Here is a 13,162-nt window from a genome sequence, read left to right on the forward strand (position 1 = left end):
CGATGTTGTGCGTGTGCAGCAGAAAACTCCGAAACCGGACTTTCACGGCGCCAGTCATGTATGTCTCACTTGCGGACTAAGAGGTCAGTGGCTTGAAGTCTTTTTAAACAACGGCGTCGTCCTTGCGGTCGGTTTGGTGCCAATGTTCGGGGCTCGTTAAATGTCTGGATTCTGAAGGCCCCCTTCCCATAGGCTGCTATCTAAAATGGATAAGCGAAGGGAGGATGAAATGCTTGATACGACACTAACGGACCAGACGCAGACATTTCTTGATGCGTTCGGCGAAGCACTCGAAAAAGGAGATGTTGAAGCTGCCACCGAGATGTTTCAGGATGACTGCTACTGGCGCGACCTAGTGACCTTCACTTGGAACATCAAAACGGTTGAAGGAAAAGGTCAGGTGGCCGATATGTTGCGGCACCAACTGGAGACGATTAAGCCAACAGGATGGAAGGTCGCGGATGGCGAGGTTCCGACTGTAGACGGTGGCATCACAACAGCATGGATCAAATTTGAAACTGAGGTTGCGCGCGGTTACGGTTTGATCCGTCTGAAGGATGGGTTGATCTGGACGCTGCTGACCACAATGGTCGAACTCAAAGGACATGAAGAACCCAAAGGCTTTCAGCGTCCGCTCGGAGCTAAACATGGAGCGGGGAAACACCGCATGACCTGGAAAGAAGAGCGGGAACAAGAAGAGACGGAACTCGGATACAACACGCAACCTTACTGCCTGATCATTGGCGGCGGACAGGGCGGTATTGCTTTGGGTGCACGTCTTCGCCAACTCGGCGTGCCCACTATCATTGTGGAGCGCAACGAGCGCCCCGGCGACAGCTGGCGTAAACGCTACAAGTCCCTCTGCCTGCATGACCCCGTCTGGTACGACCATCTGCCTTACATCAAATTCCCAGAGAATTGGCCGGTCTTCTCACCCAAGGATAAAATCGGTGATTGGCTCGAAATGTACACCAAGGTGATGGAGCTCAACTACTGGACGCATACGACCGCCAAGTCCGCCAGCTATGACGAGACAACCAAGGAGTGGACGGTCGTTGTAGATCGCAACGGTGAGGAAGTAACGCTGAAACCTAAACAGCTGGTCATGGCGACGGGTATGTCAGGCAAGGCCAACATGCCGAGCTTTCCGGGCATGGATAAGTTCAAGGGCGATCAGCATCATTCATCGCAGCATCCAGGCCCAGACAAGTACAAGGGCAAAAAGGCGGTTATAGTTGGGTCAAACAACTCCGCGCACGACATCGCGGCTGCCCTGTGGGAGAATGATGTCGACGTCACCATGGTTCAGCGTTCCTCTACACATATTGTGAGGTCCGATACTTTGATGGAGATCGGGCTCGGGGATCTTTATTCCGAACGAGCCGTCGAAGCCGGCATGACGACCGAAAAGGCAGACCTTATCTTCGCTTCGCTGCCCTATGCGATCCTACATGAGTTCCAGATTCCAGCCTACGCCGCGATGAAGGAACAGGATAAGGCGTTCTATGACGGGCTTGAGAAAGCAGGGTTTTGGCTGGACTGGGGTGACGACGACTCCGGTCTGTTCATGAAATATCTGCGCCGTGGCTCAGGCTACTATATCGACATCGGCGCCAGCCAACTTATCATTGACGGAGAGATCAAGATAAAGCGTGGTCAGGTTGTTGAGGTGGACGAAACCGGCGTCATTTTAGATGATGGAACACATCTCGACGCAGATGTCATTGTCTATGCAACTGGCTACAATTCGATGAATGGTTGGATTGCAGATCTGGCTGGTCAAGAAATGGCTGACAAAGTCGGGAAAGTATGGGGTTTGGGATCGGATACCACCAAGGATCCGGGTCCTTGGGAGGGGGAACAGCGCAACATGTGGAAACCCACGCAGCAAGAAGCTCTATGGTTTCATGGCGGAAATCTGCATCAATCGCGCCATTATTCGCAGTTTCTGTCGCTGCAGATAAAAGCTCGGATGGAAGGTATCGAAACGCCTGTTTATGGCCTTCAAGACGTACACCATTTGTCTTGATCGTCGTCGTCGGGCCGGAAAAATTCCGGCCCAACTTTCCCAAACGAATACGCGCTAAATCAACCGTCCCTTCATTCCATTAAAAGTCAGAAGTGTTCGCGAGATATTTTGCGCGGCTTGTAGTCAAAATTCAGTTCGCGCCTGTTTGGCAACAGAGTGTTGTCGTTACCGAAGGCCAGTGGCGAACTTGGCAGGTTTTCCACTGTCGGTGACTCTTTCGTAGATGCGTTTGAAGTCCGGGTTTAACCTGATGGCGGTGAGCCTGGCACATAGAGAACCGCATGTTTGCCCCAGACTTTGAATAGTCCTCTCTGTCAATGAGTTCAGGACAACTGCCGGACTACTCCGCAACATCCATCGAGAAGAAATACGTCGCGCACAACGCTTGATCGGCAATGCCTTCAGGCGGTTCCACTCCAGTAAACATCGCTACGCCAAGGTAGGTGAACCCGGAGCTGTCCTCACTCCAGGCTGCCATATACGTGATTGGCTGGTCGCCACAAAGCGTGTTTCCCCGACGCAGTGGGCCTGCATCCCCTGATACACGAAACACCTGAGCAACAGGCACGTCGCCAGACGCGCCCCAATGGCCTGAACTCTTGGGGTCATGAAATTCGAGATCAAGAAACCTTCCGGTCTCGAAAACCATCTGCTCGGTAGACAAGATCACTGGCCCGGTAATCGCCATTGCCGTTTCGCTGGAAGGATTGAAAGCTTTGGATTCCTCAAAGAGGGGTTGGGATGATGCTGGACCTCCCAATATAGCTATTGCCATTGGCAGTATAAGCGTCGATCGGCACATTTGATTCTCCAGTGTGCGAAGTAGCTTGGCAACTTTACAGCACCGTTATGCTATGCCGTTGAATGCAGCCGCGAGTTCCTGTTCACTGTTTCGAATGCCGCGCAAGCGATCAAGGTCTGAGAAGGGCTGATTGTGTTGAAAAACTCCGGTTATCGAAAATCGCACCGAAAAATTAGAATAAATTTCCCACAGGTCGCCTGTTTGAAAACACTGTTTGCAAAACGTCACTTTTGCAGAACGATTTTCTGCCAATTTGACCGTTCTCGGCGAAGCACCGAGTTTTTCAACACAATCAGCTCGAAGCCGCTATCTGACAAAAACTGCCAGATGACTGAAATCCAGAGCTTTGCAGACATAGCATCCGACCTTCATAAGTTCTTTGCGAAGACCACCGGTTTCGGCTGCAGACTAGGCATCGGGCCGCTTTCTCGCCTGCAGCGCAAGTCTTTCACGATTCAAAGTATAAAGTCCCGTCGCCACGATGATGGCGGCGCCGAGCCAGGTCCATCCATCTGGCAACTGCCCAAACACGATAAACCCGTAGAGAGTGCCCCACAAAAGCAAGCTGTATTGAACGGGAGCGACCACGACGGCCTGGGCGGCGTCCAAGGCCATTATGACAAGAATCTCAGCAATTGCTGCAAATACAGCCATTGCCAGTAACAAACCGAATTCCAGCGGGCTTTCTGGTGTTTGCCAGATGAATGGCAATGGAAGCGTCAGAAGGCCCCAGGACACGATTGCAGTGTACGCAACCGTGGTTCGTGTCTTGTCTTCGCCCGCCAGAATACGAGAGAGTACCTGCCGCAGAGCGAAGGCAGATGCCGCCACGATCAATAAGAGCGCAGCGGGATGAATGACGCCCAAACCGGGGCGGATGACGATCAGAGTTCCGAGGAAGCCGATGACCACGGCGGACCATCTTCGGACACCCACCGGCTCTCGCAGGATCAGCGCGCCCATCAAAGTCACCATGAAGGGGGCAACAAATGTGATCGCGACGGCATCAGCTAACGGAACGTAGGCGACGCCAACAATGAAGAGCGTTGCAGAACAAGCCGCCAGAACGCCGCGCCCTATCTGCAGTTTGGGATTGGTGGAGGACAAAACAGATTTGCCCTGAACACCAATTAGTACGAGCACACCCAACAACAGCCCCAGTTGGCGAAACCACACGATCTGGATGGGATGAACGGTGTCTGTCAGGAACTTTCCCATCGTATCAACGCCGGAGAACAGAAACATGCCCATCGCCATAAAAGCGATGCCGCGCAGGCTGTCTGTTCGTTGAGACGTTGATAGCTGCTTTTTCGGAATGATTGGTGTGATGGCCATATACGAATTGATTAGAGCAACCTTTAATTTGACGCTATTCAAATCCGTCAACTTACCGCGCGTTTACAGTTCGCTGCTCACGCGAAAGGAATGCCAACAGAACTTCCGCTCCGGGCTGCTTGTGTTGAAAAACTCGGTGCTTCGCCGAGAACGGTCAAATTGGCAGAAAATCGTTCTGCAAAAGTGACGTTTTGCAAACAGTGTTTTCAAACAGGCGACCTGTGGGAAATTTGTTCTAATTTTTCGGTGCGATTTTCGATAACCGGAGTTTTTCAACACAATCGGCTCAGTGCCGTTGTTCGCCGCACTTTGGCTGAGTGTCCGCTTAGGCTGCGCAAGCCGTCACTTGGGAGCAGGTCGACCCTAGTGACGCGTCAAGAGGCCCCTTCCCTGTACTGCTAGTTTTCTTCCCTGTTCTGCCTAAATATTTCCCTGTTCCTCGCAATAAATTCCCTGTTCTTTGAAGAGCAGGGAATTGCTCAATAACACGTTGTAATCGCTCTGGAAAAATCGGAAAAATACCCAAGAAATAGGCCAAATCGACGAAAAACTGCAAATATTCCCTGTAAATTCCCTGTTAGCAGGGAAAACAACACCCGAGACCGGTTCGCTCAAGACTGGTTCCACCACCACTCAGTCACCACAAAACCGTGTTGGTCACGCCCTCTCTGGATAGTGCTATTTTTTCCGTGGGTTACGAGGAGTGACGGCAGTCGAGACCTCAAGTATTGTCTCTGATCAGAGCCATTTTGGCGCGATTTCGGCCGAAGTCTCAGTGGAGCATTTACGCGTGAGGTCTTGAGGCAGGCCTGGATGCGCTATTGATGCGGAAAGCCCAGAATATTCCGCTGTTCATGCCAGTTCAGCGGTAATTCCGGAAGGCTACGCACCTTCTTTGCCGTGAGGTGTTGTGGCTGACGGCCTTCGAGAATAGCCGTTGAGATATCCGGTGCCAGCCAGGCAAGTGGCAGGATGCGACTGACCGATCCGCTTCGGAGCCCTTCGCGGTCTTCGATCTGGCGGATGGTGCTGGACGTGCCGTCAAGAAGTTCGGCTGACCACCGTCTCGCATCAGCGACGAGGTTGATGAGGCCCTGATCCGGCTGAGGCGTATCGTCCGGCGCAATGATGATCGGCCTCGCCCGTCCGGTCTGACGCTTTTGGAACGAGACGTCGAAGGCGGCATGGATTGGCAACTCAGCATTCTCAGTTGGCAGTAACGCACCCAGATCCAACCGAACACAAAACTGCCCCTTTGATAAATCAATGCGGTCGACCAAGCCGGCGAGATGCTGTGCATCTGGGTGTTCACCCTCATCGGCAATCTGGTTTCTCAGAAAATTCACTGCCCGGAGGATCTCTGCGATCGACGACGGATCAAAATCGACTGTCGATCTGATCTGCCGGGTCAGCCATGACCGATCGTCCAGGTGGTTCCTGAGCCCACTCAGAGCCAGCCGCTCGACTTCTCCGGCGGGAAGTCGTTCGATGTTGCCTTGGTCGTCTGAGCCGGATGGCGTTGACGTGTAATATCAATACCGCCGCGATTGGGCTGTTCCGCCCGTGCGCGTCGACTTGCTGGCGTAGGTCGTGCGCATTGGGCGGCCTACGGAATCATAGAGCAGCCCGTCGAGTAGGCGCCGAGCTGACCGTCGGGTCGTTCCGATCTTCCTGCCACCGTGGCTTGCAAGCAGCTCCTGCACCTGCTGCCAGGTAGCATCGTCGATGATGGCCTCATGTAGCCCATCATAGAGCTCTTCCTTGTGACGAGTCTTGCCGATATAGATGGGGTTGCGCAGGATGTTGTAGAGCGCAGCACGAGAGAAGGATGTACCTCCCGTCGTGCGCCCGTACCGGTCGGTCCGGCGTTTGCTTACGATACTGAGCGCGTCGAGCCTGTCGGACAGTTCGCGTACCGATCCGGCCGCCAGATACTCGGCAAATATGGTGCGGATCGCTTCGGCCTCAACCGGGTTAACAACCAAGGCTTTGTCGTTGACGTCATACCCCATTGGCACCGCGCCCCCCATCCAGATCCCCTTACGTCTGGAAGCTGCAACCTTGTCCCGGATACGCTCAGCCGTCACCTCGCGCTCGAACTGGGCGAATGACAATAGGGCGTTTAGGGTCAGGCGACCCATAGACGATGTCGTATTGAAGGCTTGGGTGACCGACACGAACGACACCCCTGCCCCGTCGAAGAGATCGACCATCTTCGCAAAGTCCGCCAGCGACCGGGTCAGGCGGTCCACCTTGTAGACAACGATGACGTCGACGCGGCCTGCCTCCACTTCGTTGAGCAATTGTGTAAGTCCGGGTCGATCCATGGATCCGCCGGAGAACCCGCCATCGTCATAGCGATCAGAGAGCTCTGCCCAGCCCTCGTGCTTCTGGCTCAGGATATAGGCCGCGCAGGCTTCCCTCTGCGCGTCGAGCGAGTTGAAGTCCTGTTCCAACCCCTCCTCGGTCGACTTACGGGTATAAATGGCGCAGCGCTGGCGGATCATGGCTATGCGACCTCGCGCAAACCAAAGAACTTGGGCCCGTTGCGGTTGGTCCCGGTCATCGCCCGTGCCACCGCCGACAGCGAGGAATAGCTCTGGCCGTTCCAGATCGCGCCGCCGTCCGCTGTAATCACCACTTCATGGGTGTCCCCGCCCCAAGCCTTCAGGATGCGGGTTCCGTCGCCAACCGTTGCTGGTACGGCGCCCCTGCAGCTATTCAGGAAACGCGAGTCAGTCCGGGCACGGATGACCCGCTTCCAGGCACGGCGTGCAAAGGCGCTCTCACCTCCCGCCGAAGCTGCCTGTGCATGCCATGCCAACGACAACCGCATCAGGCGCGCGGTAAAGGTTTTGGGCGGCGCGGTGCCCGTGGTCGCCTGCCAGATACGGCGCAGCGTTGCGGCGTCAACTTCTGCTAGTCGGCAGATATCGGGGGCGGTCACAGTCGATGTCATTGTCCTTCCCCCGGCATGATACGGTAGCGGGCCACCCTGCCCGACCGGTCAAGCTCAACACGTACGCCCGACGACCGCAGGCGCGAGATCGCCGCGCGTATCGTATGCGGCTGCCAGCCCAACTGCTTTTGGATCTGCACAACTGTTGCCCCGGTGCGGCGTGCCAGGAGTTTGCGCAGCGTCTCAGTTTTGGGCTCGGGAACTGGCCTCGACGATCTGTGGTTGGCGGGATCAGAAGGAAGGTTTTCTGTGGTTTGATTGGTCATCCAGGTCTCCTCTTGGTCGCGAGGCAATCTCGTGCCCCGTACTGACCAAAGCCCGGAGTTCCGGGCGGGAGGCTAAATTCGTTCAATAACGTCAGTGACACTCGCCCTTGCCCGGAAGTCCAGTGGAAGATGGACAATCGAACGCTGGGGTGCTGCCAGACCAATTCGAACTCGTCTCGGGTGAGACAGTATCACTGCCCCTATCCCGCGCAGAGACTGCGCCACTCATCCAGAGCGGCGGCACGGTTCAGCTTGAATCTTGATCTTGAGTAGAGGCTGCGCTCTGAATTGAAGAGGTTGTAGACTGAAGCATGGACGGCGGCGAATTTCTGCAAACTTCGCATCCGCCTGAAGCGAAGCATTGCCCTCTCCCGTCGTCGGAATGGCAGGTGAGAATTCTCGGCTCTGTTGTTCAGCCAGCGGCCCGTTTCCTGCCGATTTGCAGCACCGATTTCCCTAAGCGCGGAACCGTAAGATCTGAGCCGATCTGTCACAATCACTTCGGGGCGGCCATGCTTACGCATTGCTTTCTTTAGAAATTTCAACGCAGCCTTCTTGTCGCGTTTCCTGGTGACAAAGCTCTCAAGCACTTCACCTTCGTGATCGACGGCCCGCCAGAAATAGTGTCGTTCGCCATTTACCTTGACGAACATTTCATCCAGATGCCAGCGCCACTGGCTCGACTTCATTCCGAAAATGCGCCGCTTCCTGATTTCAGATGCGAACATCGGACCAAACCGATGCCACCAGTATCGAACCGCTTCGTGGCTGACATCGACACCCCGCTCATGCAAGAGATCCTCCACATTGCGAAGCGAAAGTGGGAAACGGACATATAGCATCACAGCAAGGCGGATGATTTCTGGACTGGTTTTGAAATAGCGAAACGGCGATCTTCTGGTCATGGGGCGACGCTACAAAACAGACCTACCCGCCTCAAGCCGGTTTCCTCTGACAAGACCCACTAAACTGTTTTGCATTTATCTGAAAGCGCAGGATTGGAAGTGATCAAAAAAGAATCACCTACGCCACTAAAAGTGCTTTGCTAAGGTTCCGAAGGTCTAATTTTAGTTTGCAGTGCCCCAACTAGCCAGTGTAGCCAGCAATTTTTACGAATTTCGAATAAGTGGCATTCATCCAACGGTGGAGAGGAGCGAAACAAAAGATGAACATATAGCGCTAAGTCGCGTTATAGAAGCGACCTCTCCATGTCAATTCTTTACTTAAATTAATTTCTTAATGATAGTGTTTCCGTAACGTAAGCTATTATTTCAGTTACTGCTGCTCTTCAAATTCGCAAGGGGGTCTTCCACAATTTTGTGATCGTTTCGATAGTACCGCACAAGGGCAGACCTTTAAGCTGGCACGCTTCGCCGACTTCTGATTGGATACTAGGTTAGGGTAGCGATTAATGAACTTTTCGTCTTTCGTCCAATGGTTTTCCCTTTTCGATAAGAGTACAATCAACATTCTTCTGCTTGATGCAGATGGAAACATATACGCTTTGCAAAAACATGATACAGACACCAAAAATCGGAGACTGACCCTGCACTGGCGTGACATTAATGTTGGGGGCAAACTACAAAACAAGAAGTTCGAAAGGCTGGTTAAGGCAGGTCTTGAATTTTCCTTTGAGAATGCAGACCCTTTGCCGCCTCCGCTGACTGTTCAAATTGAAGATGAGCGCAGGGTTTGCATAGACGTTTTGCCGTTACCTGAAGAATTCAAACTGCCATTTGGCGACGCACACGCGCTGCTAAATTTCCGTGAACTGGACGAGCAGGTTTCTATCACTCGTGACAGTCTACGAGAACATTTTGGCCTTACTCCATGTGAGGCGTCACTGGCGAAAGCCCTCACCGACGGCAAGAGCCTGAAAGATGCATCATCCAAGATGGACATTTCGATTTGGACGGCGCGCAGCCATTTGCGGTCGATCTTTCTGAAAACAGACACGCATCGTCAGGCTGAACTGGTATCGCTGATAACCCATCTAAACAATTAGGAAGCCTATCTATCTTTCCATCTTTAAATGTGGAGTAAAGCATACCTCATTTGAGGTAGTTTATACACGCTAGCTTATTCGAGATATTTTATGTCGACCAGCAAAATGCGACTAGGTTAATTAGGCTGGTTCATCATTGTGGCCTTGCTTAACTCAAGCTAACTTATTTAAGTTAAACTAGGGATGATATTTTTATTTCTTTAGGAATCGCTCTGTCAGACATTCTTGACATCGATGATGTTATGCGCTGGTTCTTTAAAACTTTATTGCCCACATTTCCGAAATTAGCGCCGCTACTTGCTTCAGAAAGGTTTGAAGAACGGGGCAGTCTGTGACACGATTTGGAATTATGACGAAAATCTTTTTTGCGACATTCGCCGTTTTGGCCATGCTGGGGTTTCTTGTTGTGGAAAGAGTGCCTCCGGATGACAAAGTTACCTACATTACTACCCCGGTTGAGTTTGGTCCTTTGGTTGAGGAAATCGTTGCTACCGGTACGGTTGATGCTTCGGTTAGCGTTGACGTCAGCTCCCAAGTTTCGGGTCGAATTACCAAGGTGAATGTCGGCTTCAACCAAGCTGTTGAAAAAGACGAGGCACTTGCAGAAATCGACAGCCAAGGCTTCGTCGCACGCGTGGCAGAAGCCAGGGCTTCGGTCGAAATCGCTCTTGCTTCGGTCGAAATGCAAACAGCTGTCATGGACAGGGCGGCGGTCGAGATCAAGGCAGCTGAGTTGGAGAAAGAAATTTACTTGGCCAAGATCGATCAGGCGAAGGCCGGATTGCAAGTCGCTCAATCTAGCCTCGGTCGGAAAGAAACACTGAAAAAAAGCGGGACTGTTTCCATTGCAGATTTGGAATACGAACGCGGCCAACTTCTTTCTGCTCAGGCGGTCTTGCGAGAGGCCGAAGCCCTATTTGCGACAAATGAGTTACGGGTCGAGACTGCAAAGGCCGATTTCGCACGCGCAAAGGCTGAACTTGCTGGCGCAAAAGCAAACGTGCCGCAGAGACAAGCACTCTTACAGCTCGCAGAAGTGGAGTTCCAACGCAGCACTATCCGCGCCCCGATCGATGGAGTGATCATCAACCGAAATATTGAAGAGGGTCAAACGGTGGCTGCAACTTTGGAGGCCCCGACTCTTTTCACTATAGCCCAGCGACTTGATGAAATGGTCGTTCTGGTGGATGTGGATGAAACCGATATAGGACGGATCAAAATTGGGCAGGAAGCGTATTTTATGGTGGATGCCTTTCCGGATACTTTTTTTACCGGGGTCGTCAGCGAAATTCGCAAATCACCGGTAACGTTCCAGAATATTGTGACCTACACCGTTATACTAAAGACACAGAATCCGGATGAAGCGCTGCTTCCCGGTATGACAGCACTAGTTGGAATCACCATTCGTGAAACCGAGCCGGCCCTTAAAGTTCCAACCAGCGCTATAAGTTTTCGACCGTCGATTTTGGGCGAGTTGGTTCAAGAGAACAATTCGCCGGCCGTGTGGAGGTTGGACGGGGAAGGTCGGCCGATTGCAATCCCTGTGACCATTGGTGATCGGGACCCAAGCCATATTGCAATCGAAACTGATAAACTTCGTGAAGGCGACCAGATTATTAGCAGTGAAATAGTGCGGCCAAGTTCCAGCGGCATGTTTCGATTGCGTTTGTGGGAGTAGCGCATGTCTATGCTTGTTATCGCCGAAGGCCTCTCAAGGAGCTATAGCAGCGGAGCGACTCGTATCGATGCCTTGAAGAACTGTTCGTTTACTATTGCCAGAGGTGAATTTGTAGCGATTACCGGGGCATCGGGGTCTGGGAAAACCACCTTGATGAATGTTTTGGGGCTTTTGGATCGACCAGATGCCGGTTCGTTGGCACTGGGAGGCCAAAGAACCGAAGACTTGTCGGCAGCCCAAAAGGCGCGGTTTCGCAACCGGGAAATTGGGTTTGTCTTTCAGTCCTATAACTTGCTCCCACGACACAGTGCGGTCGAAAATATTGAACTGCCAATGATCTATGCGGGGGTTCGGTCTTCGGAACGCAGAAGACGAGCGTTACGGGCACTGGAAGAAGTCGGTCTCGAAAATCGGGGCGGACACATGCCTCACCAGTTATCCGGAGGAGAGCAGCAACGTGTGGCTGTGGCGCGCGCCCTTGTAAACGAACCTAAACTGGTTTTGGCCGATGAGCCCACGGGAGCGCTGGACAGTCAAAAGGGACAACGGGTTCTGGAGTTGTTTCAACAGGTCAACTCGGCGGGGCGGGCGATAGTCATGATCACGCACGACGCCACGGTTGCACGGCACGCAAAACGCATCATGCAAATGAAAGACGGCAAAATCCTTTTAGATCGTAAAGTTCGAGATCGAATTGTGGGAAAATCAGAGCGCAGCCCTAGTTTGGCTGTTGGGAACGGAAATTTAGGCTCGTCAAACCGGACTGAAGCACCCTCCGAAATAGACGACTTTCAAGCTCTGCGATGACTGGGTTGGAGAGCCTTAAAATCGCGTTGCGCGCGATTAAGACAAACAAACTCCGCAGTTTTTTGACGATGTTGGGGATCATAGTCGGTGTCGCGTCGGTGGTTTCCATGACTGCGTTCGCGTCGGGCGCGCAGCGTGAAATCTCCATGCAAATCCGAACTTTGGGGTCAAACGTTTTGCTGGTTGAGCCACGCGAACTTGAAAACACGAACAGTGATGTTGGCAGAAGCCGGCCATCGAGATTGTCAGAAGCTGACGCCGATGAAATTGAACGAAAAATCGAGCCGGTTGCGATAGCTTCCCCCTCGGTCCGAGGAAACGCTTCGGTGGTGCGTAAGGGGGAAAACAGTTGGATGATGGTCAACGGCACCACGTCGGACTATTTCCAAATCCGCGAATGGCCGCTATCGTCTGGCCGTTTCTTCTCCGACGCCGAACAATCTGGGGCGGCAAAAGTTGCGCTCATAGGCCATCTCACAGCAAGCAAGCTTTTTGCAGGCGAAGACCCCCTGGGAAAAACAATCCGCGTCAATTCGGTGCCCCTCGAGGTGATTGGAGTCCTCGCAGAGAAAGGGGCTTCCGGATACGGACAAACGCAGGACGATATTGTTTTTCTGCCTATAAGCACAGCAAAACGTCGCCTGATCGGCAGTGCGAACTCAGTTCATCGGGGCTCGGTAAACTACATACTTGTAAAGACTCTTTCCACTGAAAGCATCCAGCCAGCAGTTGATGAAATTACTTCTCTTCTGAGGCAGAGGCATCGCATTACATCCAAAGATAAGGAGGATTTTCGTGTTGTTGACCCAGCGGCGATGATGGAAGCGCAAAATGCCGCGAAGAAAACTATTGGCTGGCTTCTCGCCGGTATCGCTTCGGTGTCGCTGATTGTTGGCGGCATCGGCATCATGAACATAATGCTCGTTTCGGTGACAGAGCGCACCCGAGAAATCGGCCTGCGAATGGCAATTGGAGCCAGAGAGAAAGACATTCTCTCCCAATTCCTTATGGAAGCTGTGGTTCTCTGTATATTGGGTGGCGTTATTGGGTTAGCCATTGGCGGGGCCGCTGCGGCTCTGGTCAGTAAGCTAGCAGGGTGGCCAGTTTTTTTGAGCCCTGCATCTATTTTAGGAGCGATCGGAATTTCCGGGGTCGTTGGATTATTTTTCGGCCTTTTTCCCGCACGGCGAGCGGCTCGACTGGACCCGATAACGGCTCTTAGGATCGAATAAAAGAAGGCGCCCCCAATAGGGGACGCCCAAGGGGGTTTATTTCCGATTG

The 13,162-nt window shown here is 52.8% G+C and carries 12 protein-coding genes; 5 read left to right on the plus strand and 7 right to left on the minus strand.

The genetic code is table 11. The features are described 5' to 3' along the window. Positions 1-229: 229 nt before the first annotated feature. Entirely contained in the window at positions 230-2,029 is a 1,800-nt protein-coding gene (locus AC2FIT_RS11905; protein ID WP_496829691.1) for an NAD(P)-binding domain-containing protein, read from the plus strand. A gap of 340 nt (positions 2,030-2,369) precedes the next feature. Here the strand turns inward: AC2FIT_RS11905 and AC2FIT_RS11910 are convergent, their stop codons facing one another. From AC2FIT_RS11910 to AC2FIT_RS11940, 7 genes are all read right to left on the minus strand, one after another. After that, complete coding sequence (locus AC2FIT_RS11910; protein ID WP_496829693.1) at positions 2,370-2,717, minus strand: hypothetical protein; 348 nt, start codon at positions 2,715-2,717, stop codon at positions 2,370-2,372. Between the two features lie 522 nt (positions 2,718-3,239). Then, positions 3,240-4,217 carry a DMT family transporter gene (locus tag AC2FIT_RS11915; RefSeq protein WP_496829695.1) on the minus strand — a complete coding sequence of 326 codons (978 nt, stop codon included), beginning with the start codon at positions 4,215-4,217 and terminating at the stop codon, positions 3,240-3,242. Positions 4,218-4,984: 767 nt separating this feature from the next. Beyond that, positions 4,985-5,512: a hypothetical protein gene (locus AC2FIT_RS11920; RefSeq protein ID WP_496829697.1), complete on the minus strand. Its 528-nt coding sequence runs from the start codon at positions 5,510-5,512 to the stop codon at positions 4,985-4,987. Positions 5,513-5,698: 186 nt separating this feature from the next. Next, entirely contained in the window at positions 5,699-6,673 is a 975-nt protein-coding gene (locus AC2FIT_RS11925; protein WP_496829699.1) for a recombinase family protein, read from the minus strand. 2 nt (positions 6,674-6,675) lie between these two features. Further along, positions 6,676-7,125, minus strand: coding sequence for a DUF2924 domain-containing protein (locus AC2FIT_RS11930; protein ID WP_496829701.1), 450 nt, complete (start codon positions 7,123-7,125; stop codon positions 6,676-6,678). After that, the gene (locus tag AC2FIT_RS11935) at positions 7,122-7,391 is read right to left on the minus strand and encodes a DUF3489 domain-containing protein (protein WP_496829703.1); all 270 of its coding nucleotides are present in this window, start codon (positions 7,389-7,391) and stop codon (positions 7,122-7,124) included. Before AC2FIT_RS11935 ends, AC2FIT_RS11930 begins: the two co-directional genes overlap by 4 nt. A 200-nt stretch (positions 7,392-7,591) precedes the next feature. Further along, entirely contained in the window at positions 7,592-8,296 is a 705-nt protein-coding gene (locus tag AC2FIT_RS11940; RefSeq protein WP_496829704.1) for an IS6 family transposase, read from the minus strand. Between the two features lie 506 nt (positions 8,297-8,802). On the opposite strand from AC2FIT_RS11940, the gene AC2FIT_RS11945 reads away from it, so the two are divergent. The 4 genes from AC2FIT_RS11945 to AC2FIT_RS11960 all read left to right on the plus strand — a co-directional run bounded on the left by AC2FIT_RS11945 (position 8,803) and on the right by AC2FIT_RS11960 (position 13,113). Beyond that, positions 8,803-9,396 (plus strand): helix-turn-helix transcriptional regulator, encoded by a 594-nt coding sequence (locus AC2FIT_RS11945; protein ID WP_496829706.1) that lies wholly within the window; start codon positions 8,803-8,805, stop codon positions 9,394-9,396. Positions 9,397-9,745: 349 nt separating this feature from the next. Continuing rightward, positions 9,746-11,074 (plus strand): efflux RND transporter periplasmic adaptor subunit, encoded by a 1,329-nt coding sequence (locus tag AC2FIT_RS11950; RefSeq protein WP_496829708.1) that lies wholly within the window; start codon positions 9,746-9,748, stop codon positions 11,072-11,074. A 3-nt stretch (positions 11,075-11,077) separates the two neighbouring features. Then, positions 11,078-11,881: an ABC transporter ATP-binding protein gene (locus tag AC2FIT_RS11955; protein ID WP_496829710.1), complete on the plus strand. Its 804-nt coding sequence runs from the start codon at positions 11,078-11,080 to the stop codon at positions 11,879-11,881. Continuing rightward, positions 11,878-13,113 (plus strand): ABC transporter permease, encoded by a 1,236-nt coding sequence (locus tag AC2FIT_RS11960; RefSeq protein WP_496829712.1) that lies wholly within the window; start codon positions 11,878-11,880, stop codon positions 13,111-13,113. Before AC2FIT_RS11955 ends, AC2FIT_RS11960 begins: the two co-directional genes overlap by 4 nt. The last annotated feature ends 49 nt before the right edge of the window (positions 13,114-13,162 follow it).

The sequence above is a fragment of the Ruegeria sp. YTSA135 genome (assembly GCF_059610165.1).

Excerpts from the sequence above, each read along its gene's own strand:
- AC2FIT_RS11910 (WP_496829693.1), bottom strand. The coding sequence starts at position 2,717 with ATGGCGATTACCGGGCCAGTGATCTTGTCTACCGAGCAGATGGTTTTC.
- AC2FIT_RS11940 (WP_496829704.1), bottom strand. The coding sequence starts at position 8,296 with ATGACCAGAAGATCGCCGTTTCGCTATTTCAAAACCAGTCCAGAAATC.
- AC2FIT_RS11930 (WP_496829701.1), bottom strand. The coding sequence starts at position 7,125 with ATGACATCGACTGTGACCGCCCCCGATATCTGCCGACTAGCAGAAGTT.
- AC2FIT_RS11955 (WP_496829710.1), top strand. The coding sequence starts at position 11,078 with ATGTCTATGCTTGTTATCGCCGAAGGCCTCTCAAGGAGCTATAGCAGC.
- AC2FIT_RS11905 (WP_496829691.1), top strand. The coding sequence starts at position 230 with ATGCTTGATACGACACTAACGGACCAGACGCAGACATTTCTTGATGCG.
- AC2FIT_RS11935 (WP_496829703.1), bottom strand. The coding sequence starts at position 7,391 with ATGACCAATCAAACCACAGAAAACCTTCCTTCTGATCCCGCCAACCAC.
- AC2FIT_RS11950 (WP_496829708.1), top strand. The coding sequence starts at position 9,746 with ATGACGAAAATCTTTTTTGCGACATTCGCCGTTTTGGCCATGCTGGGG.
- AC2FIT_RS11960 (WP_496829712.1), top strand. The coding sequence starts at position 11,878 with ATGACTGGGTTGGAGAGCCTTAAAATCGCGTTGCGCGCGATTAAGACA.
- AC2FIT_RS11925 (WP_496829699.1), bottom strand. The coding sequence starts at position 6,673 with ATGATCCGCCAGCGCTGCGCCATTTATACCCGTAAGTCGACCGAGGAG.
- AC2FIT_RS11945 (WP_496829706.1), top strand. The coding sequence starts at position 8,803 with ATGAACTTTTCGTCTTTCGTCCAATGGTTTTCCCTTTTCGATAAGAGT.